Source organism: Bradyrhizobium sp. ISRA436, assembly GCF_029910015.1.
In the GTDB taxonomy this organism is placed as follows: Bacteria; Pseudomonadota; Alphaproteobacteria; order Rhizobiales; family Xanthobacteraceae; genus Bradyrhizobium.
Map to the genome: position 1 here is coordinate 2,838,207 of NZ_CP094519.1, position 19,128 is coordinate 2,857,334.

The window sequence follows — 19,128 nt, forward strand, 5'->3', positions numbered from 1 at the left end:
CCGGTTCGCGTGAAGAAAACGCGTCAAGACAAGAATCCAGAGCTTCGGTTCTGATTCAATCAGAACCGAAATGCTCTAGCCAAACAAAAAGGCCCCGGCAAAACCGGGGCCTTTCGTATCTCGCAACGCTGCAGCGATCAGCGCGAATAGAATTCGACGATCAGGTGCGGCTCCATCTGCACCGGGAACGGCACGTCGGAGAGGCCGGGGATGCGCGCGAACTTCGCGGTCATCTTGGAGTGATCGACCTCGATGAAGTCGGGCACATCGCGCTCGGGGAGCTGGGTCGCTTCCAGAACCGGCGTGAGCTGCTTGGAGGCTTCCTTCACCTCGATGGTGTCGCCGACCTTCAGCTTGTAGCTGCCGATGTTGACGCGGCGGCCGTTCACCTTGACGTGGCCGTGGTTGATGAACTGGCGCGCGGCGAACATCGTGGAGACGAACTTGGCGCGATAGACCACGGTGTCGAGACGGCGCTCCAAGAGGCCGATCAGGTTCTCGCCGGTGTCGCCCTTCAGGCGGCTGGCCTCGACATAGATGCCGTGGAACTGGCGCTCGGAAATGTTGGCGTAGTAGCCCTTGAGCTTCTGTTTGGCGCGGAGCTGCACGCCGAAGTCGGAGAGCTTGCCCTTGCGGCGCTGGCCATGCTGGCCGGGGCCGTATTCGCGGCGGTTGACGGGGCTCTTCGGGCGGCCCCAGATATTCTGGCCCATGCGGCGATCGATCTTGTACTTCGCCTCACTGCGCTTTGTCATCGCGTCCTCTTTGCATAGCCGTCGCACAGTGCGCCGGCGTTTTGTCTGGTTTCAGGTTTGAGGAGACGCGCCCTCCTGTGCACCGGCCCAAAGGCCTGTGCCGACAGATCCGCCTCGAAAGCTCGGGGACGAACCACGGGTCGCGAAACGCTTCGCGGGCCGAAACCGGCCCGCGAGCAGGAGTGGTCTTAAGGTCATTGTGCCGTCATGTCAAACAAATAGGCCGATTTTTCGGGCCGATTGGCGCCAAACCGGCTATTTTGGGCCCTTTACGGCCGGTTTCCGACCACCCGGACGGGGCGGGCTTCGGCCTGCGGCCGGATCGCGCGCAGTTCGGCGGCAATCTCGCTGTTCAGCACCTCTTCGAGCCTGGTCAGGGTCTTGGCGATCATGGCGGCATCGCAGACCAGATGGTCCCAGCGCAGCACGACATCGACGGTGTGGTCCGGCTTGACCACGCCATAGCTGACGAGAAAGGGGCCCGGGCTCAGCGCGTGCAGCTCACCCGGACCATAAGCCGCGACCGAGGTCACGCCAAAGCTGCCGCAGAAATTGGCGCGTTGCCGGCCGACATTCATCCCGATCGCCCAGGCCAGGCGCCGCAGCGGCAAAGGCAGGCGTTCCACGCACAGGATCTTGCGGAACGCGTCGACTTCGAGCAGCGGGGCAGTCTTGGCGCGCCGGATCAGCGCGTCGATGTCGGCGAGGGTCATCTGGTCCGGCGCACAGACGCGCTCGAACATCACACAATCCTCGCCGTTCTCGACGCGGGCAATCGCCACCATGCCGACGCTGCGCGGCAATTCATACAGGGCCGGCCAGGGCCATCTGACATAGAGCGTCCGCAAGATCGGCTCGCTCTTGGCAACCAGCGCGAATGCCTTGACGAAGATTGCGGCCCAACCCGCCGACCGGCCCGCCTGGGCGCGGGCCTCGATCACCGCGCTGACGTTCAATGGACGCGTCAATGTGACGAGCGGCACACGGACCGATGCGTACATCAGATCGGCAACAAGGCGGCGCGGCAATGAGATCTTCCGAGGCGTACCGCGCATCCGTTCTGCTCAAATCCCTGCAATCGGCAAAAAAGTCAGGCGCCCGGCGAGCAAAATCGACTGCTCGCCAAGCCACTGATAGCACGAACTAACTGGCCTAGGGCCAGTCGGTTCTACCTATCTCTTAGTCCTATCTGTGGCACGGGTTTCGCCTGGGGCTCGAAAGCCTTGCTCGGGTGAATCCCGAACACCTTGAGGGGCTTGTCAGGATATTCCAGTGTGATGCATCGCACCTTCCGGAATCCCGCAGGAACGGCCCGCTTCAGTTTCAGGGGAAGTTCGAGCTTGCCTTCGCTTCCCACCCCGGAATGGGTGTGACCTCCCGACGCACCTCGGCGGGACTTCGGCAATCGCGATTGCGGTGTTGTCGCGCGCCGGGACATCGAGGTCCGGCGGGTTCGTTGCGCGAATCGCTCGCGCATCCGGATCAAGCCGGCTTGCGCTCAGCGCTTGATCCCGGCGAACGCCGCGGCGATGCCGCGCTGGAACAGCGACCAGTCGAAGCCGAGCGCGAGCGCGAGATAGCCGCGGTCGATCATCGCGTTGGCTTGCTCCGCGGTGCGCGCGACGCCGCCGATCGGCACGCCGCTTTTCATGATGCCTTCCTCGGCGCGCTGCATCAGCGCGACGACCTCGGGGTCGTCGGGCAGGCCGCGCTTGTTGATGGATGTGGCGAGATCGCCGGGGCCGATCACCGCAAGGTCGATGCCCGGCGTCGCCATGATCTCGTCGATGCGGTTCACCGCCTCGACATGCTCGATCGTGATCATGCAGATCATGTCGTCATCGGCGGTCGCCATGTAGTCTGTCATCGAGACGCCCCAGCGGAACGGGGCGTGGAACGGACCCCACAGCCGGTCGCCCTTCGGCGGATAGCGGACGCTGCGCACGGCCTTCTCGGCATCCTGCCGGTTGCAGATCATCGGGAAGTTGATGCCGAGCGCGCCGAGATCCATCGGCGCCTTCGCAAGGTGCGGCTCGTTGGCCGCGATCCGCACCATCGGCACGCACGGCGTGCCAGAGGTGGCCACGATCATCGCATGCGCGGTGGTCAGGTCGATCGGCCCGTGCTCGAGATCGACGATGATCCAGTCCAGCGACTGCGCCATGATCTGCACGGTCTGGATGCTCGGAATGGTGGCGATCGCGCCGAAGGTCGGGCGCTTGTCGCGCCACTGCTTGCGCAGGCGGTTGAGCGGCGTCAGCGGTGCGGATGTCAAAGGCAGTCCTCCCTCGGTGAGGCGAGGGAAAACTAGCAGCACGCCGTGACGGCGGAAAGGATCAGGCCGGGACGCGGCCGCCGAAGAATGGCGTGATCGCCTCGCTCAGCTTGTGCGGGCGCTTGGAGGTGAAGATCATCTCGGCGCCGGCCGCATCGCCCTTGCCATTGGCCGGGCCGAGCAGGTCGGCGACGCGGCGGGCGATCGCGGGTGCTGGATCGATCCAGTCGACCGGCCACGGCGCGAGCCGGGCGAGCCGCTCCAGCAACAGCGGATAATGCGTGCAGGCGAGCACGACGGTGTCGGTGCGGGCGGGGTCGTCGGCGCCGTGACCGACGAAGCAGGGCGCGAGCTCGGCCGCTATGTCCTCGTCGCGCACCATCTGCCCGCTGAGCGCCGCCTCCGCCAGCGAGGCGAGCTCGCCGGAGCCGACCAGCGTTACCTCGCAGCCTTGGGCGAAATCGGCGATCAGCTTGCGGGTATATTCTCGCTTCACGGTGCCCCTGGTGCCGAGCACCGAGACCCGCCGCGTCTTTGACAAGGCGCAGGCCGGCTTGATCGCGGGCACCGTGCCGACGAAGGGCACCCGGTAGGCGTCGCGCAAATGCGACATCACGATCGTGGACGCGGTATTGCAGGCGATCACGACGAGGTCGGGCGCATGTGTCTCGATCAGTTCGCCGACCAGCGGCACCACGCGGGCGACGATCTCGTCCTCGCCGTGATGGCCATAGGGAAAAAAGGCGTCGTCGGCGACATAGATGTAATGCGCGTCGGGCCGGGCCCGGACGATCTCGCGCAGCACCGTGAGGCCGCCAAGGCCGGAATCGAAGACAAGGATGGTTGAGGAAGTAGACACGTCCAGAAGATTATCCGGTCCAGGGTTACCATTCGGTTGTGCTGCCTGTCCGACCATTGGGGCATGCACAAGGCGGTGGTGTCAGGGAATTTCGGATAGCCTCGGCCGATATCTTTATCTGTCAGCGCAAGCCATTGCTGTGACATGCAAAATCCGAACGGACCGCAGGGGAACGCAGCCCGATGGTTCGTGGCTGAACGCCGTGCGGGCAGGCGGTCCTTATCCCGCCGGCATCTGCTTCTCGACCAGCCGCACCCAATAGGATGCGCCGTGGCCGAGGATGTTGTCGTTGAACTTGTAGGCCGGGTGGTGGCACATCGGGCCGTCGCCCATACCGAGAAACACGAAGGCGCCGGGGCGCGCTTCCAGCATGAAGGCAAAGTCCTCGCCGCCCATCACGGGCACCACCCGCTCGTTGACGCGGTCGGCGCCGACCACGTCGCGGGCAACCTCCGCGGCAATGCCGGCCTCGCGCGCATGGTTCAGCGTCACCGGATAGAGCCGGGAGTAGGTCGTCTCGGCCCGCCCGCCATAGGCGCGGGCGACATTGTCGGCGATCTCGCCGATCCGGCGCTCGACCAGATCGCGCACCTCGGGATCGAGCGTGCGCACGGTGCCGGCGAGCTTGACAGTCTCCGGGATGATGTTGAAGGCCGTGCCCGCCTGGAACATGGTGATCGAGATCACCGCTGATTTCAGCGGATCGACGTTGCGCGCGACGATCGACTGCAGCGCATTGATCACCTGCGCGCCGATCAGTACGCTGTCGATCGCCTCATGCGGAGCGGCGCCGGCGTGACCGCCCTTGCCGTGGATCGTGATCTGCACCGTGTCCGACGAGGCGAGCATCGGGCCCGGCGTGGTGGCGAAATGGCCCTCGGGCAGGCCCGGCATGTTGTGCAGGCCGTAGACCTCCTGGACGCCCCAGCGGGTCATCAGCCCGTCGTCGACCATCGCCTTGCCGCCCGCGCCGCCTTCCTCGGCCGGCTGGAAGATGACGACCGCCGTGCCGTCGAAATTGCGCGTCTCGGTCAGGTATTTCGCGGCCCCCAGCAGCATCGCGGTGTGGCCGTCATGGCCGCAGGCGTGCATCTTGCCGGGAATCTTCGAGGCGTAGGGCACGCCCGAGGTCTCCTCGATCGGCAGCGCGTCCATGTCGGCGCGCAGGCCGATGGTCTTGCCCGACGTATTCTTGCGGCCGCGGATCACGCCGACCACGCCGGTGCGCCCGATCCCGGTCACCACCTCGTCGCAGCCGAACTCGCGCAGTCGGTCGGCGACGATGCCGGCCGTGCGGTGGACTTCGTAAAGCAGTTCAGGATTCTCGTGGAAGTCATGGCGCCAGGCGGCCATTTCGTCCGAGAGGGCGGCGACGCGGTTGACGATGGGCATGGGGAGGGTCCGTTTGTGCGTTTTGCAGGGCGCGTGAGCCTAGCGTAACCCGCCGCTTTGTCACGCGGAAGGACGTCAGCCGGTAGCCCGGATGGAGCGAAGCGCAATCCGGGATCCAGGCATCCAAACGATCCCCGGATTTCGCTTCACTCCATCCGGGCTACGTGTCTGTGCTTTCAGCTTTCGCCGAACACTCGCTTGAAGATCGTGTCGACGTGCTTGAGGTGATAGCCGAGGTCGAACTTTTCCTCGATCTCCGCGTCGGTCAGGTACTTCTTCACGTCGGCGTCCTTCTTGAGCAGCGTCTGGAAGTCGCCTTCGCCGCGCCAGACCGGCATCGCGTTGCGCTGCACAAGCTTGTAGGCGTCCTCGCGGCTCGCGCCCTTCTGGGTCAGCGCGATCAGCACCCGCTGCGAATGCACGAGGCCGCCGAGGCGGTCGAGGTTCTTCTGCATGTTCGACGGGTACACCAGGAGCTTCTCGATCAGCCCGGCGAGGCGGACCAGCGCGAAGTCGAGCGTCACCGTGGCGTCGGGGCCGATCATGCGCTCGGCGGAGGAGTGCGAGATGTCGCGCTCGTGCCAGAGCGCGACGTTCTCCATCGCCGGCGTCACATAGGCGCGCACCATGCGCGCGAGGCCGGAGAGATTTTCCGACAGCACCGGATTGCGCTTGTGCGGCATCGCGGACGAGCCCTTCTGGCCTTCCGAGAAGAACTCTTCGGCTTCCAGCACTTCGGTGCGCTGCAGGTGGCGGATCTCCACCGCGAGGCGCTCCACCGAGGAAGCGATCACGCCAAGCGTGGCAAAATACATCGCATGGCGGTCGCGCGGGATGACTTGCGTCGAGATTGGCTCCGGCCGCAGGCCCATCGCCTTGGCGACATGCGCTTCGACGCGTGGGTCGATCTGCGCGAAGGTGCCTACCGCGCCCGAGATCGCGCAGGTCGAGATCTCGTCGCGCGCGGCGGCCAGGCGGGCGCGGGCGCGGCTGAACTCGGCATGGGCATAGGCGAGCTTGAGGCCGAAGGTGACGGGCTCAGCATGGATGCCGTGCGAGCGGCCGATGGTCGGCGTCATCTTGTGCTCGAAGGCCCGCGTCTTCAGTGCCGCCAGCACCCGGTCGAGGTCGGCAATCAGCAGGTCGGCGGCACGCTTGAGCTGGACGTTGAGGCAGGTGTCGAGCACGTCGGAGGAGGTCATGCCCTGGTGCACGAAGCGCGCCTCGGGCCCGACGATCTCGGCCAGATGGGTCAGGAAGGCGATGACGTCGTGCTTGGTCTCGCGCTCGATCTCGTCGATCCGTTCGACGTTGAAGGTGGCGTCCTTGGCCTTGGCCCAGATCGTCTTCGCGGCCTCCTTGGGGATTACGCCGAGCTCGGCCAGCGCGTCGGCGGCATGCGCCTCGATCTCGAACCAGATCTTGAAACGCGTCTGCGGCTCCCAGATGGAGGCCATTTCCGGGCGGGTATAGCGGGGGATCATCGAAAACTCCGAAGGGGCGGGCGGGGCGCGCAAAGCAGTGCTGCCGGCCGATTTGTTTTTACGCCGCGCTATAGCAAATCGGGCCCGGGGAGGCCACCCGTATGGGGGATTTCGAGGGGAAAACCAGGCCAAATGGGCACTCCGCGGCGGCCGGCGGAATGGTAGCCGCGAAGGGACTGCGCTCCCTCTCCGGCTTGCAGGGGAGGGCTGGGGTGGGGGCTCTTTCCGCGAGTCATGCCGTGGAGAGAGCCCCCACCCGGATCGCATCTCTCGATGCGACATAGCCGAAGCTCCGCTTCGGCGTCGTTCTCAAGAACGGCCGCCAACGGCGCCCTATGCCTCCCCCGCATGCGGGAGAGGCGCAACGAGCCTTGGGATGGACCGATCATCCCTCTAAAGGTTCGCCAGCCCGCACTCGACGGCCAGGCGGACGAGCTGGGCGTCGGTCCGCATGCCGGTCTTGGCCTTGATCAGGTAGTGGTAGTTCTGCACGGTCTTGGCGCTGAGGTTGAGGTTGGCGGCGATCTGCTCCTTGGTGCTGCCTGCCGCGAATTGCCTGAGGATCTCGATCTCCCGTTCGCCGAGCTGGTCGAGCACCGATTTCGTCGGCACCAGGCTTTCCATGGCCAGCACCCTCGCGACGTCGTCGCTCATGGCATGTTCGCCGCGCGCCACCGAGCGGATCGCCCTGATCAGCTCAGCCGGTTCGCTGCCCTTGGTGACGAAGCCGCTGGCGCCGGCGCCGAACGCCGCCTTCACCTGGGCCGCTTCGCTGTGCATGCTGAAGACGAGGATGCGGGCGGTGGAGTTGCGCGCGCGGATGTTGCGGATGGCTTCGAGGCCGCTTGCCCCCGGCATCGAGATGTCCATCACCACGACGTCGGGCGCATGCGACTTGAACGCACGATAGGCGTTGGCGGCGTTGTCGGCTTCGGCGACCACGCGGAAATCGTCCTGGTGTTCCAGCACGCGCCGGTAGCCCTGGCGGACGACGGGATGATCGTCGACCAGCAGGATCGAGATGCCTCCGGTCCTTGCCGCGGTCATCAGGCGGCGAGCGGAATCGTGGCGGCGACGGACAGGCCGCGGCTGGCGCGCACGATCGACAGCGAGCCGCCGAGCGCGGCCACGCGCTCGCTCACCCCGGTGAGGCCGAAGCCCGCCGACTGCGCCACCTTGGCCGCGTCGCCGTCGCCGTCGTCCTCGACGCGGACCAGCAGCGCATTCTCCGGCTCGGTGCGCCGCTCGATCCGCAGCACGATCTCGCGCGCGGCGCTGTGGCGCAGCGCATTGGTCAGGCATTCCTGCGCCACCCGGTAGGCGGTGGCGGCGACCGTGCCGGAGATATCCGCGAGGTCGCCCTGCAGGTCGAGCTGGATCATCGGCTGGGTTGCGGCGCGCGATCGCCAGCTGTCGACGAGATCGACCAGGCTCGCCTCCAGCCCGAGTTCCTCGGCCGGCGGATGGCGCAGGCGATTCAACGTGTCGCGCAGGCACGCCATGATGCGGCGCGTGGCTTGCGAGATCATCCGCGCATCCTGCGCGATTTCGGTGCCGGCAGCGTATTTGTCCCCGGCGCTCGCTTCGATCGTGCTGGTGAAGGCGAGGATGGCCGTGAGGTTCTGGCCGAACTCGTCGTGCAACTCGCGCGCCAGCGTGCGCCGTTCGTCGCTGCGGATCTCGAGCAGGCGCCGGGTCAGGACGGCGCGCTCCTCCTCGGCCTGCGCGAGGCGTTCGCCGAGATCGCTGACCGCTTGCCCGATCATCGCCAGCTCCATCGAGCGGATGCGAGGCAGCGTCGTTCGATATTGCCCATCGGCCATGCGCCGCAGCGCCGAGACGATCGAGCGGGCAGGTGCCAGCGTATGCGCGATCGCCAGCGAGGCAAGCAGTGCGATGGCGAAGGCCATCAGCAAGGCGACATGGATGTTGTCCAGGATGTGCTGCCAGGCGAGCGCGATCGCGGCGTCCGGATCGGGCTTGGCGAGGACGGTTCCCGCGGTGACCGAGCGGGCGCTGATCGGCCGGGCGACGGCGGCGTGATCCCCGAGCAGCGTGTGCACGGCGGCGGCGAACCAGCGCGGTGGCGCCTTGCCGATCCCCTTGCTCTGGCCGCAGAGCGGCTTCTCGAACGGACGGGCGGGCTCGAACTGAACGCAGATGCCCGGCGAGATCAGCCCCATAGTTTCGATGGTGCGCCAGTCCGGCGCGGGCAACAATTGGTCGCGCATGCGGTTGCTGCGCAGCAGCAATTCACGCCAGTAGAGTGCTCCGAGCGCCTGCGAGACACGTTCGGCGGACGCCGCCGTGGTGCGATCGACGCTGCGGTAGGCGTCGATCGTGGCCCAGACAGTGGCCGCGCCGAGGCACAGCGCGACGATGACGAGCAGGCGGGCGACCAGTTGAAGCACGAGGCGCATGCGATCACTCCACAGCCAGAGCTACTGCGTCACAGCGATGGACCGTCATCCTGGGGAGCCCGCGGGACGCGGGCGTCTCGAAGGATGTAGGCCACAGATGGGGCCTCATGGTTCGCCTGGCGATGCGCAGTATCGTCCAGAGACGCGCTTCGCGCTCCTCACCATGAGGGTGTTGTGCCACAGGACTAGTAAACGATCGTAACAGCACCGCCATTCCCGGCCAATTGCAAGCGCGCGTCGCGGTGCAGATCGGGAAATTTGCCCAACAAAATTTGGGCAGATGTCTTTGGACGGCAACGCGGGCCTCTGGTCTAACGACAGGCGAGGCCTTCGCGCGGGCAAGGCCCCAAGGAGCAGTTCGAGCAGGGAGCCAACGCAGATGAGTGCCAAGGTCGGCGCCGCGACCACATCAGCCGGCAAGGATACGGCCGAACGCAGCGGCCTCTTGCTCTGGATGATCTTCACCGGTCTGACGCTGTTCGCCGCGTTCCTGCTCTGGAGGTACGGGCTGATCCATCTCATGGTCAGCTCCGATCGAACCTACATTTCGAGCGTCATCGCGGTGCTCTACATCGCCACTTGCGTCCACTGCTTCTGGCGGACACGGGCGATCGCGCGGGAGGGGGAGGCGGCGCGCGGCTGTCGCGCGATCCTCGCCGCGCCCGGCGGCGCCAGGGCGCTCGCTCACGAAGCGCAGGGCCTGCCGCGCGGGCTGGTCACCGATCACATAAGGAGCCTGGTGCAGAAGGCCGAGGCGCAGGCCAAAGGCCCGATCGACCAGACCCTGCTGCTCAGGACGCTCGCGGACCGCTTGCGCGGTTCCAACGGCTTTGGTGCCTTCGCCTCCGACACGCTCATGAAGCTCGGCCTGCTCGGGACTATCATCGGCTTCATCATCATGCTGGCGCCAATCGCCAGCCTCGACGCCGCCGACAAGGTCGCGATGAAATCGTCGATGGGGCTGATGAGCGACGGCATGGCGGTCGCCATGTACACGACGCTGGCGGGGCTGATCGGGTCGATCATGGTCAGGATCCAGTACTATATGCTTGATACCGCGACCCAACGGGTGTTTTCCGACGCCGTCGTGCTGACCGAGACGCACGTTACCCCGGCTTTGGAACGCCGGTCATGATGGACGAGTTCGGCCTCTATCCGCGCGACGAACAGTTCGACCCGCTCGGCGTGATGCTGTTCAAGGCGCTGCAGGTCGTGGCCTTCCTGTTCTTCCTGGCGCTGCTCGCGGTGTCGCCGGACTCCAAGGAAGGCAAGATCGACTCCAAGGCGGAGTTCATCATCACGATGGACTGGCCGGACAACCATCCCGACGATCTCGACCTGTTCGTGCAGGATCCCGCCGGCAACATCGCCTGGTACCGGCATCGCGAGGCCGGCTTCCTGACGCTCGACCGCGACGATCGCGGCGGCGCCAACGACTTCATCGTGGTCAACGGCAAGAAGATTCCGTCGCCGATCCGCGAGGAGATCGTCACGTTGCGCGGCATCGTCCCCGGCGAATACACCGTCAACGTATCGCATTTCCAGGCCACGACCGGCGAACCGGTCGAGGCGAATGTCAAGGTGCAGAAGCTCAATCCGACGGCGCAGGTGATCTTCGACGACAAGGTGACCCTCAACCACACCGGCGACGAGAAGACCGCGGTCCGCTTTCGACTCGATACCGAGGGCAAGGTGATCAACGTGGACCAGCGGCCGAAATCGCTGCTGGAGACGTTCCGCAATGTCCACGCGAACGGCGCCGATATCGATCCGAAGACAGGGGTGAGGACGCGCCGTGACTAGCTTGCAGTCGATCATCCTTACGCTCGCGGTCGCCTACGCGGTGATCGGCGCACTGTTGTTGATCGTGCTCGTCTATGCGCGGCTGCACTGGTCGCTGAAGGCGCTTACGATCGTCGTGACCAGCACCTTCTACGTCGTCAGTTTCGGTGGAATGCGCGGGCTGCTCGGCTGGGCCACGACGGACAGGTTGCCCGCATCCTTCAAGCTGCTCGCCGCGCGGATCGTGGAGCCGCATTCGCTGGAGGGCGACCCCGGTGCGATCTACCTGTGGGTCGAGGAGCTCGATGAAGACAATCGGCCGAGCGCCATTCCGCGGGCCTTCCGCGTCCCCTATAACGACGCGCTGGCTGAGCAGACTCACGCCGCGGAGAACGAGATCAAGGCCGGGCATACGCAGGGCGGGCGGGCGGCCGACTTCGGCGGTGGCGACGGCAGCCTCATGGACTTCGTCCGGGAGTACGTCACGCCGAAGGCGATCCTGGAGACATCAGGCGGCGATTCCTCGACGGGCGAGTTCAAGGCTCCGCCGGTGGGCGCGCAAGGATCGGTTTTCACGCCGGTGCCACCGCCCCGGATGCCCCCCAAGGACGAGCGGCAATAGGTGGTTAATTGGTCAGCAGGGTGGACAGTAATCGCCCGGAATCCCCTCAATCCGCAGAATATGTAAACTTGGAGCTATCCGGGGCTAGAATTTCATTTCGTAACCCATTTTTCCCGGCAAGGGGGCCGCTGCGTGAGCGGCCCCTTTCGTTTTCTGGGTCTCCCCGCCGAAGCCAGAGGTCTGCCACACGCCGGAGGACGAGAAGCCGTCGCCCGCCAGGGGATTGCGGATAGGTCTGATCAAAAATATTCGATGACAGATATTGAAATCTGTCATCGAGATGGTCTATATCGACCTTGGCGTCAGGGCAGGGCGCCAAATGGCCCTTGCGGCGTTTGGTCGGCAGGCCGAGCTTAATTGACTACCTCGAAGGACTACCTCCATGACTATCGAAATCATTCAATTGACCGCCCAGATTCAGAAGTGGCTCAACCATCGCGTCGCCCGCCATTTGGCCGCCCAGGCCGCCAAATTCACCCGCGGGCAGGACGGCGACAATCAGACGGTGAACGCATGAACGAGGCGGTGGTCTTGACTCCCGAGCGGATCCTCGAAGCAACCGAGGATGTCTTGCGGCGCTTCGGATTAGCCAAGGCCACCGTCGTCGACGTCGCCCGCGCGCTGGGTGTCAGCCACGGTAGCGTCTATCGCCATTTTCCCAGCAAGGCTTCGCTGCGCGACGCGGTGGCCAAGCGCTGGCTCGATCGCGCCAATGAACCGCTGTGCAAGCTTGCGGCAAGCTCCGGCCCGGCGCCTGAGCGGCTGGAGAAATGGCTCCGCACCGCCTTTACTATCAAGCAGAAGAAGGTCTGCGACGATCCCGAGATGTTCGCGACCTATCTCGCGCTGGCCCAGGAGGCGCGCGAGGTGGTGGAAGCTTACAAGGACAAGCAGGTCGAGCTGATCGCGCGGATCCTGTCCGATGGCGTCGCGCAGGGCGTGTTCCAGATCGACAACGTCAAGGCGACCGCGCGGGCCGTGTTCGATGCGACCGTCCGCTACCATCACCCCGCGCATGCCGAGGAGTGGGCCAAGCCCGAATGCCCGGCGCGGATCGATGCGCTGCTCGCCCTGCTGCTGAAGGGCCTGGAAGCGCCGCACAAGCATTAACGCCGCTGCTTAGACATCCTCCACACCTACGCTGACGCCCTTGGTCCGATTGCGGGGCCGGCGCCGCGCGTGCTTGATGTCGATCAAGGCCCGGTTCAGTCTGATCCGCCTCAACTGCAGCGGACCACGATGCGGCTCGCACTCTTTGCCGATATTCACGCCAACCGGCAGGCCTTCGCCGCCTGCCTCGAGGCCGCGCGGGCGCACGGCGCCGAGCGGCTGATCTGCCTCGGCGATATCGTCGGCTACGGCGCCGATCCCGAATGGGCCGTGGACACCGTGGCGGACCTCGTGGCCAGGGGCGCCATCGCCGTGCGCGGCAACCATGACGATGCGGTCGGCTTGCCGAGCGACCGCATGAATGACGAGGCGCAGGCCGCGATCGACTGGACCCGCGGCCGGCTCAGCGCAGAGCAGAAGCGCTTCCTCGCTGGCCTTCCGATGATGCGCGAGGAGGACAATCGTCTGTACGTGCATTCCGAGGCGTCGGATCCGGCGAAATGGCGCTATGTCCGCGACACTTCCGATGCCGCGCGCAGCATGATGGCGACCGAGTTGCAGATCACGTTCTGCGGACACATCCACCGGCCCGGGCTTTATTCGATGTCGTCGGCCGCGAAGATGACGAGCTTCATTCCGACTGCGGGCGTCGCGGTGCAATTGCTGACGGGACGGCGCTGGCTCGCGGTGCTCGGTTCGGTCGGCCAGCCGCGCGACGGCGATTCCGCCGCGGCGTTTGCGATGTTCGATACCGCAAGCTGCGAGATCACCTATCTGCGCGTGCCCTACGACGTCGAGACCGCGGCGGCACGGATCAGGGCGAATGGGCTGCCGCACTGGCTGGCCGATCGCCTGTTCATCGGCGGGTGATGGCCGTGGCGGGAGCGCGCCGCGTCCGGCCGTCACGGCTGGCCTCACAGGCGAACGCCGACGAAAGCGGTGGTGCGGATCGCACAACCAATCAGGCTGCGGTCATGCCGCCCGGAATGTTCTGATCACGCGCCTCGCCGCGCGCGGTGGATCGGCCTCAGGCCCGCCGCAGATGCACGTAGACGATGCGTGCGGCGGCGGCCTGATCGGGCAATGCCACATACGCACGCCGGGCAACAAAGGCAGCGTTCAGGCCAAGCCAGAACGCCAGGCCGGTCCAGACAAGGGTCATCGTCATGATGCGCGCCTCCCTTTTTATTTTAAGGAGTGTTGTGCATCCGATTGTATGAGTCTGTGAAGCCCGGATGGCCACGGTGCCCAGCACGAATATTATGCATGCGGCAACGCAGCAGCGTGGTGTGCGCCGCACATGCAGGCATCGGCGCGCACCACGCGTGACGATCAGATCGCGATGATTAGACCGCTTCGCCGCGCGCCAAGGCTGCCGCGTTGCGGATCGCGGAGATGTTGGTCTTGTAGGCCTCGACAGTTCCGCCCTTGAACACGGCGGAGCCCGCAACGAAGGCATTGGCGCCGGCGGCCGCGAGCTGGCTGGCGACATCGGACGCAACGCCACCATCGACCTCGATGTCGATTGGACGGCCCGCCGTCATCGCCTTGATGTCGCTGACCTTGCCCAGCGCCGAGCGGATGAAGGCCTGGCCGCCGAAGCCTGGATTGACCGACATCACGAGCACCAGATCGATCAGATCGAGCACGTATTCGATCGCGCTTGCCGGGGTTCCCGGATTGATCGAGACGCCGGCCTTCTTGCCGAGCGCGCGGATCGCCTGCAGCGAGCGGTGCAGATGTGGGCCAGCCTCGGCATGCACGGTGATGTGGTCGCAGCCGGCCTTGGCGAAGGCTTCGAGATAGGGATCGCACGGCGCGATCATCAGATGCGCGTCGAAGATCTTCTTGGTGTGCGGCCGCATCGCCTTGATCACGTCGGGGCCGTAGGAAATGTTCGGCACGAAATGGCCGTCCATCACGTCGAGATGGATCCAGTCGGCGCCGGCCTGGTCGACGGCACGGACTTCCTCGCCGAGCTTGGAGAAATCCGACGCCAGGATCGACGGAGCGATGACGAGGGGACGCGGGGTGAACGACTGAGTCATATGCGCTGTTCCGGAGACTTGCGGGAGCGTACGGGCGATTCCGCCTAACATGCGGATGCGCGGGGGGCAATGCGAGCGGGCTGCGCGCTGTGGCCGGAAAAATATGCCGCGGCGGCAGCTCTTGCCGGGTGTGCGGCCTTCCGGCCGCTTGCGGAAGGCGCGGATTTGATTGGGTTTTTGCCATGGCACAGCGCTTGCTGGAGCATGATCCAGAAGAGTGGAGCCGGCTTTCCCTCGACCGAGGCGCGATCATGCTCGAGGGAACCGGCAAGCGTTGCAGCCGCCATGTGCGGCGCTGTTCGGAGTATTGCCATGTTGTTTGCCATTGGCGCTGCGTCGTCCGCCATCGATCTCTTGAGCTCCTTGATATCGTCGAAGTCGCCCCAGGCGACGGCGCAGACGCAGACGGCTGGGTCCAACCAGGGCACCGGCCTGTTCGACCCCTCGACGGCCACGTCGACCTCGACCAGCAGCAGTACGAGCGTCGGATCGGGCAGCGGCACCACGCAGATCTCGCCGCAGACGATGAGCGCGCTGCTCGCCGCGCAGGGCCAGTCGCAGACTAAGGGCACGACCAGTTCGAGCTCGACCAGCCGGTCGGACGCGCTGAAGGACCTGTTCTCCCCGATCGACACCAACGGCGACGGCCAGATCACCAAGTCCGAATTCGAGAGCGCGCTCGGCGCCGGCGGCACAAACGTCGCGCAGGCCGACGATGTGTTCTCCAAGCTCGATACCAATGGCGACGGCACTGTCAGCCTCAACGAGATGGCGCAGGCGCTGCAGGGCCACAAGGGTGGCCACCATCACCATCACATGGCCGGTGGCTCGACCGATGGCGCCGGCTCCAGCAGCGGCGCCGGCGGTTCGGGCTCCGATCCGCTGACGCAGTCGCTCGACGGCGCCACCACCACCTCGGTGACCAACAGCGACGGGTCGACCACGACCACCACGACCTACGCCGACGGCTCGAAGGTGACGCTGACGATGCCGGCCGCGTCGTCGTCCGCCTCCAGCAACGCGACCTCGTCCTACAATTTCATCGAGCAGCTGATCCAGCGCCAGTCGCAGGCGATCTCCGCGCAGGCGTCGCCGTCGGTTTCGGTCAGCGCCTAGCCGAACCGGTCCTGCCAGGTCGGCAGCGCGCCGCGGAAGGGCAGCGCGGTCGCTGAATAGACGCCGCGTGCGATCGCCCGCGCCACCGTGTTGGCCGCCACCGCGCCGAGACTGGTCAGGCCGAACAGCGGGTCGATCGGCTTTGCGCCGGTGGCTGCGGCAAACACCACGTCGCCGTCGAGCGGCGCATGCACCGGATAGATCGCTCGCGCCATGCCGGTCTGCGCGATCATCGCAAGCCGCTTGGCCTGCGGCTTGGTCAATTGCGCGTCGGTCACGACCACAACGAGCGTGGTGTTCTCCGCGGCGGTCGCGTCCGCACCGCCCTTCAGCCGCACCTTCAGCATGTCCGGCGTGAACGACGGCGGCAGGCCGCGGCCGCCGAACTCGCCGTCGACCTCGAACGGTGCGGCCCAGAACCAGGGGCCTGTGCCGATGGTCACGCTGCCGACGGCATTGACCACCGCGAGCGCTGCGACCGTCACGCCGTCGTCGGTCCTGGCCGACGCCGAGCCGAGGCCGCCCTTCAAGCCGGCCGTGGTCGCGCCCATGCCGGCGCCGACGCTGCCGAGCCGGAAGTCGCTCGTTGCCGCGCTCGCCGCCGCGTAGCCGAGATCGCGATAGGGCGGAAAGCGTCCCCACGCCTTGTTGCCGCCGTTGAGCAGATCGAAGCAGATCGCGCCCGGCACGATCGGGATCACCGCGTCGCGAATGCGGAAGCCGCGGCCGCGCTCGGCGAGCCAGGCCTGGACGCCGCCCGCGGCATCGAGCCCGAGCGCGGAGCCTCCGGACAGCGTGATGGCGTCGATCGCCTCGACGACGTTCTGCGGCGCAAGCAGGGCATCCTCGCGGGTGCCGGGACCGCCGCCGCGGACATCGATCGAGGCCACCGCCGGCCTGTCGAAGATGATGGCGGTGACGCCCGAGGCGATCGCGGCGTCGTCGGCGTGGCCGACGCTGACGCCGGCAATGTCGGTGAGAAGGTTTTTCACGATGCGATCCGTTCGTGCCTGCTGCCCTGGATCGGATATAGCAGCCGCGCCGGCTGCATCAACCGCAATGCGCGCGCACGCGCGGTAGGTATTGCCGAACGCTCAACAAAAAACGCCCCGGCTTGCCGGGACGTTTTGCGCTGTCGTCCGATTGCGATCAGAACGATCTCAGGAACCCTTCGGGTTGATCTCGGCGTAGTTGCCCTTGGCGTCCCACTTGTAGACGACGTAGTCGATCGCCTTGATGTCGCCCTTGGCGTCGAAGCCCATCTTGCCGAGCACGGTATCCCAGTCGCCGGCCTTGATCGTGGCCATCACCTTCTTGGGGTCGGTGGTGCCGGCCTTGGCGACGGCCTGCGTCCAGACCTGCATCGCGGCGTAGGTGTAGAGCGTGTAGCCTTCGGGATCGATATTCTTGCTCTTGAACTTCTCGACGATCGCCTTCGCGGTCGGCTTGTTGCGCGGATCGGGGCCGAAGGTGAACAGGGTGCCTTCCGCGGCCGGGCCGGTGATCGAGGCGAACTCCTTGTCGTTCAGCGCGTCGCCGGCCATCAGCACTGTCTGCAGGCCCTGGTCGCGCATCTGGCGCAGGATCAGGCCGGCTTCCTGATGGTAGCCGCCGACATAGACCAGGTCGATGTTCTCGCGCTTCAGGCGGGAGACGATCGAGTTGAAGTCCTTGTCGCCCTTGTTGTAGGACTCGAACATCTTCTCCTTGAAGCCGGCCTTGTTCAGCGCCTTCTTGGTCTCGTCGGCGAGGCCTTTGCCGTAGGTGGTCTTGTCGTTCAGGATCGCGACGTTCTTGCCCTTGAAGTTCTTGATGATGTAGTCGGCGGCGACCAAGCCCTGCTGGTCGTCGCGGCCGCAGACGCGTGCCACGTTCCAGAGCTTGCGCTCGGTGAACAGCGGGTTGGTCGAGGCCGGCGTGATCTGCAGAACGTTGCCGTCGGCATAGGCTTCCGACGCCGGGATCGAGGACGACGAGCAGAAGTGACCGGCCACGAACGGTATCTTCGAGCTGCCGATCTTCTCCGCCACCGAGCGAGCCTGTTTGGGATCGCAGGCGTCGTCGTCGGTCTCAAGCGCGAGCTTCTTGCCGAGCACGCCGCCGGCCGCATTGATATCGGCGACCGCCATCTCGGCACCGTTCTTCATCTGCCGGCCGAAAGCGGATTCGGAGCCCGTCATCGGGCCTGCCACTGCGACGGTGATGTCCTGCGCGAACGCGCTCGCCGACAATGCGAACGAAGCGCCCAAAGCCAGGCCGATGAGCTTCAATGATTTCATGACAAGTCCTCGTGGTCGTTGCCTCTTGGGAAGAACCCGGCAGGCGGGTTCAATAACCGGCGCCATTGTCGGCTGATTTCCCGGCGAAGTCACCGGCAATTTTCAGGCAAATCGACGCTTCGCGCGCAGCATCCTGATGCAGGGGCGTCGCAGCGCGAGTTAGCCGCGGCGGCCGCCTTCCAGATAGGCGGCGCGGATTTCCGGGCGCTGCAGCAATTCGTTGCCGGTTCCGGCCAGCGTGATCAGGCCGTTGACCATGACATAGCCGCGATGGGCGAGCTTCAGCGCGTGGTTGGCGTTCTGCTCGACGATCAGCACGGTGAGGCCATCCTGCCGGTTCAGCGTGCGGATGGCCTCGAAGATCTGCCGCGCGATCAGCGGCGCCAGGCCGAGCGAGGGCTCGTCCAGCATCAACAGGCGCGGCCGGCTCATCAGGGCACGGCCGATCGCGAGCATCTGCTGCTCACCGCCCGACAGCGTGCCGCCGCGCTGGGCGATGCGTTCCTTCAGGCGCGGGAACAATGCGAAGACGCGCTCGAGCGCGACGGCGCGTTCGGCCTCGCTGCTGTCGGTCGCATCGGCGCCCATCTGCAGGTTTTCCGCCACGCTCATGCGCGGAAAGATCCGCCGTCCTTCCGGTGACTGCGCAATCCGCAGCCGGGCGATCTCGTGGGTCGGAACGCCGGTGATGTCGTGGCCGTCGAACTCGATCCGGCCGGCGCGAGCGCGCGGCTTGCCGAAGATCGTCATCATCAGCGTCGACTTGCCGGCGCCGTTGGCCCCGATCAATGCCACGATCTCGCCGGGATTGATCTCGATGTCGACGCCCTTCAGCGCCTCGATCTTGCCGTAGGCGGCGCGGAGGCCGCGGACCGCGAGGAGGGGTGTGGTCGAGCTCATCGAACCTCCCGGCAACGGTCATGGCCGGGCTTGTCCCGGCCATCCACGTCTTTCTCGCCACGTGATCGGAAACGCGTGGATGCCCG

At 65.8% G+C, this 19,128-nt stretch carries 21 protein-coding genes; 7 read left to right on the top strand and 14 right to left on the bottom strand.

The genetic code is table 11. The features are described 5' to 3' along the window. Nucleotides 1-137 precede the first annotated feature (137 nt). The 8 genes from rpsD to MTX23_RS13300 all read right to left on the bottom strand — a co-directional run bounded on the left by rpsD (nucleotide 138) and on the right by MTX23_RS13300 (nucleotide 9,185). Nucleotides 138-755 carry a 30S ribosomal protein S4 gene (gene rpsD, locus MTX23_RS13265; RefSeq protein WP_280977103.1) on the bottom strand — a complete coding sequence of 206 codons (618 nt, stop codon included), beginning with the start codon at nucleotides 753-755 and terminating at the stop codon, nucleotides 138-140. 269 nt (nucleotides 756-1,024) lie between these two features. Continuing rightward, the gene (locus MTX23_RS13270; RefSeq protein WP_280977104.1) at nucleotides 1,025-1,810 is read right to left on the bottom strand and encodes an acyltransferase; all 786 of its coding nucleotides are present in this window, start codon (nucleotides 1,808-1,810) and stop codon (nucleotides 1,025-1,027) included. 443 nt (nucleotides 1,811-2,253) lie between these two features. Beyond that, nucleotides 2,254-3,030 carry an aldolase/citrate lyase family protein gene (locus tag MTX23_RS13275; RefSeq protein WP_280977105.1) on the bottom strand — a complete coding sequence of 259 codons (777 nt, stop codon included), beginning with the start codon at nucleotides 3,028-3,030 and terminating at the stop codon, nucleotides 2,254-2,256. 61 nt (nucleotides 3,031-3,091) lie between these two features. Beyond that, entirely contained in the window at nucleotides 3,092-3,889 is a 798-nt protein-coding gene (gene murI, locus MTX23_RS13280) for a glutamate racemase (protein WP_280977106.1), read from the bottom strand. Nucleotides 3,890-4,108: 219 nt separating this feature from the next. Next, complete coding sequence (locus tag MTX23_RS13285; RefSeq protein ID WP_280977107.1) at nucleotides 4,109-5,281, bottom strand: M20 aminoacylase family protein; 1,173 nt, start codon at nucleotides 5,279-5,281, stop codon at nucleotides 4,109-4,111. A 176-nt stretch (nucleotides 5,282-5,457) separates the two neighbouring features. Further along, nucleotides 5,458-6,765 (bottom strand): adenylosuccinate lyase, encoded by a 1,308-nt coding sequence (gene purB / locus MTX23_RS13290; RefSeq protein ID WP_280977109.1) that lies wholly within the window; start codon nucleotides 6,763-6,765, stop codon nucleotides 5,458-5,460. A 393-nt stretch (nucleotides 6,766-7,158) separates the two neighbouring features. Continuing rightward, nucleotides 7,159-7,812 (bottom strand): response regulator transcription factor, encoded by a 654-nt coding sequence (locus MTX23_RS13295; RefSeq protein WP_280977110.1) that lies wholly within the window; start codon nucleotides 7,810-7,812, stop codon nucleotides 7,159-7,161. After that, nucleotides 7,812-9,185: a histidine kinase gene (locus MTX23_RS13300; protein WP_280977111.1), complete on the bottom strand. Its 1,374-nt coding sequence runs from the start codon at nucleotides 9,183-9,185 to the stop codon at nucleotides 7,812-7,814. Before MTX23_RS13300 ends, MTX23_RS13295 begins: the two co-directional genes overlap by 1 nt. A 379-nt stretch (nucleotides 9,186-9,564) precedes the next feature. Between MTX23_RS13300 and MTX23_RS13305 the strand changes: the two genes are divergently transcribed. The 3 genes from MTX23_RS13305 to MTX23_RS13315 are packed head-to-tail and all read left to right on the top strand — an operon-like array spanning nucleotide 9,565 to nucleotide 11,589. Beyond that, complete coding sequence (locus MTX23_RS13305) at nucleotides 9,565-10,320, top strand: MotA/TolQ/ExbB proton channel family protein (RefSeq protein WP_280977112.1); 756 nt, start codon at nucleotides 9,565-9,567, stop codon at nucleotides 10,318-10,320. Next, entirely contained in the window at nucleotides 10,317-10,988 is a 672-nt protein-coding gene (locus MTX23_RS13310) for a hypothetical protein (protein WP_280977114.1), read from the top strand. The genes MTX23_RS13305 and MTX23_RS13310 overlap by 4 nt, the downstream gene beginning before the upstream one ends. Further along, nucleotides 10,981-11,589 carry a hypothetical protein gene (locus tag MTX23_RS13315; protein ID WP_280977116.1) on the top strand — a complete coding sequence of 203 codons (609 nt, stop codon included), beginning with the start codon at nucleotides 10,981-10,983 and terminating at the stop codon, nucleotides 11,587-11,589. Before MTX23_RS13310 ends, MTX23_RS13315 begins: the two co-directional genes overlap by 8 nt. Before the next feature lie 84 nt (nucleotides 11,590-11,673). Here the strand turns inward: MTX23_RS13315 and MTX23_RS13320 are convergent, their stop codons facing one another. Further along, nucleotides 11,674-11,865 carry a hypothetical protein gene (locus MTX23_RS13320; RefSeq protein ID WP_280977117.1) on the bottom strand — a complete coding sequence of 64 codons (192 nt, stop codon included), beginning with the start codon at nucleotides 11,863-11,865 and terminating at the stop codon, nucleotides 11,674-11,676. Nucleotides 11,866-11,971: 106 nt separating this feature from the next. On the opposite strand from MTX23_RS13320, the gene MTX23_RS13325 reads away from it, so the two are divergent. The 3 genes from MTX23_RS13325 to MTX23_RS13335 all read left to right on the top strand — a co-directional run bounded on the left by MTX23_RS13325 (nucleotide 11,972) and on the right by MTX23_RS13335 (nucleotide 13,569). Next, complete coding sequence (locus tag MTX23_RS13325) at nucleotides 11,972-12,106, top strand: hypothetical protein (protein WP_280977119.1); 135 nt, start codon at nucleotides 11,972-11,974, stop codon at nucleotides 12,104-12,106. Next, the gene (locus MTX23_RS13330) at nucleotides 12,103-12,699 is read left to right on the top strand and encodes a TetR family transcriptional regulator (RefSeq protein WP_280977120.1); all 597 of its coding nucleotides are present in this window, start codon (nucleotides 12,103-12,105) and stop codon (nucleotides 12,697-12,699) included. The genes MTX23_RS13325 and MTX23_RS13330 overlap by 4 nt, the downstream gene beginning before the upstream one ends. Before the next feature lie 129 nt (nucleotides 12,700-12,828). Further along, nucleotides 12,829-13,569, top strand: a complete 741-nt coding sequence (locus MTX23_RS13335) for a metallophosphoesterase family protein (protein WP_280977121.1) — start codon at nucleotides 12,829-12,831, stop codon at nucleotides 13,567-13,569. A 157-nt stretch (nucleotides 13,570-13,726) separates the two neighbouring features. On the opposite strand, the gene MTX23_RS13340 is transcribed toward MTX23_RS13335, so the two are convergent. Both MTX23_RS13340 and rpe read right to left on the bottom strand, forming a co-directional pair. Then, nucleotides 13,727-13,867: a hypothetical protein gene (locus tag MTX23_RS13340; protein WP_280977122.1), complete on the bottom strand. Its 141-nt coding sequence runs from the start codon at nucleotides 13,865-13,867 to the stop codon at nucleotides 13,727-13,729. A gap of 178 nt (nucleotides 13,868-14,045) precedes the next feature. Next, nucleotides 14,046-14,747 (bottom strand): ribulose-phosphate 3-epimerase, encoded by a 702-nt coding sequence (rpe, locus tag MTX23_RS13345; protein WP_280977124.1) that lies wholly within the window; start codon nucleotides 14,745-14,747, stop codon nucleotides 14,046-14,048. A gap of 312 nt (nucleotides 14,748-15,059) precedes the next feature. Here rpe and MTX23_RS13350 point away from each other — a divergent pair, with 312 nt between their 5' ends. Continuing rightward, complete coding sequence (locus MTX23_RS13350) at nucleotides 15,060-15,863, top strand: EF-hand domain-containing protein (protein WP_280977126.1); 804 nt, start codon at nucleotides 15,060-15,062, stop codon at nucleotides 15,861-15,863. Here the strand turns inward: MTX23_RS13350 and MTX23_RS13355 are convergent. The 3 genes from MTX23_RS13355 to MTX23_RS13365 form a co-directional block, all read right to left on the bottom strand. Continuing rightward, nucleotides 15,860-16,855 (bottom strand): P1 family peptidase, encoded by a 996-nt coding sequence (locus MTX23_RS13355; protein WP_280977127.1) that lies wholly within the window; start codon nucleotides 16,853-16,855, stop codon nucleotides 15,860-15,862. The genes MTX23_RS13350 and MTX23_RS13355 overlap by 4 nt on opposite strands. A gap of 168 nt (nucleotides 16,856-17,023) precedes the next feature. After that, nucleotides 17,024-18,142 (bottom strand): branched-chain amino acid ABC transporter substrate-binding protein, encoded by a 1,119-nt coding sequence (locus tag MTX23_RS13360; protein WP_280977128.1) that lies wholly within the window; start codon nucleotides 18,140-18,142, stop codon nucleotides 17,024-17,026. A gap of 159 nt (nucleotides 18,143-18,301) precedes the next feature. Beyond that, nucleotides 18,302-19,042 carry an ABC transporter ATP-binding protein gene (locus MTX23_RS13365; protein ID WP_280977129.1) on the bottom strand — a complete coding sequence of 247 codons (741 nt, stop codon included), beginning with the start codon at nucleotides 19,040-19,042 and terminating at the stop codon, nucleotides 18,302-18,304. Between the last annotated feature and the right edge of the window lie 86 nt (nucleotides 19,043-19,128).

Excerpts from the sequence above, each read along its gene's own strand:
- rpsD (WP_280977103.1), bottom strand. The coding sequence starts at position 755 with ATGACAAAGCGCAGTGAGGCGAAGTACAAGATCGATCGCCGCATGGGC.
- MTX23_RS13270 (WP_280977104.1), bottom strand. The coding sequence starts at position 1,810 with ATGCGCGGTACGCCTCGGAAGATCTCATTGCCGCGCCGCCTTGTTGCC.
- MTX23_RS13285 (WP_280977107.1), bottom strand. The coding sequence starts at position 5,281 with ATGCCCATCGTCAACCGCGTCGCCGCCCTCTCGGACGAAATGGCCGCC.
- purB (WP_280977109.1), bottom strand. The coding sequence starts at position 6,765 with ATGATCCCCCGCTATACCCGCCCGGAAATGGCCTCCATCTGGGAGCCG.
- MTX23_RS13295 (WP_280977110.1), bottom strand. The coding sequence starts at position 7,812 with ATGACCGCGGCAAGGACCGGAGGCATCTCGATCCTGCTGGTCGACGAT.
- MTX23_RS13300 (WP_280977111.1), bottom strand. The coding sequence starts at position 9,185 with ATGCGCCTCGTGCTTCAACTGGTCGCCCGCCTGCTCGTCATCGTCGCG.
- MTX23_RS13305 (WP_280977112.1), top strand. The coding sequence starts at position 9,565 with ATGAGTGCCAAGGTCGGCGCCGCGACCACATCAGCCGGCAAGGATACG.
- MTX23_RS13310 (WP_280977114.1), top strand. The coding sequence starts at position 10,317 with ATGATGGACGAGTTCGGCCTCTATCCGCGCGACGAACAGTTCGACCCG.
- MTX23_RS13320 (WP_280977117.1), bottom strand. The coding sequence starts at position 11,865 with ATGACAGATTTCAATATCTGTCATCGAATATTTTTGATCAGACCTATC.
- MTX23_RS13325 (WP_280977119.1), top strand. The coding sequence starts at position 11,972 with ATGACTATCGAAATCATTCAATTGACCGCCCAGATTCAGAAGTGGCTC.
- MTX23_RS13330 (WP_280977120.1), top strand. The coding sequence starts at position 12,103 with ATGAACGAGGCGGTGGTCTTGACTCCCGAGCGGATCCTCGAAGCAACC.
- MTX23_RS13335 (WP_280977121.1), top strand. The coding sequence starts at position 12,829 with ATGCGGCTCGCACTCTTTGCCGATATTCACGCCAACCGGCAGGCCTTC.
- MTX23_RS13340 (WP_280977122.1), bottom strand. The coding sequence starts at position 13,867 with ATGACGATGACCCTTGTCTGGACCGGCCTGGCGTTCTGGCTTGGCCTG.
- rpe (WP_280977124.1), bottom strand. The coding sequence starts at position 14,747 with ATGACTCAGTCGTTCACCCCGCGTCCCCTCGTCATCGCTCCGTCGATC.
- MTX23_RS13350 (WP_280977126.1), top strand. The coding sequence starts at position 15,060 with ATGTTGTTTGCCATTGGCGCTGCGTCGTCCGCCATCGATCTCTTGAGC.
- MTX23_RS13360 (WP_280977128.1), bottom strand. The coding sequence starts at position 18,142 with ATGAAATCATTGAAGCTCATCGGCCTGGCTTTGGGCGCTTCGTTCGCA.
- MTX23_RS13365 (WP_280977129.1), bottom strand. The coding sequence starts at position 19,042 with ATGAGCTCGACCACACCCCTCCTCGCGGTCCGCGGCCTCCGCGCCGCC.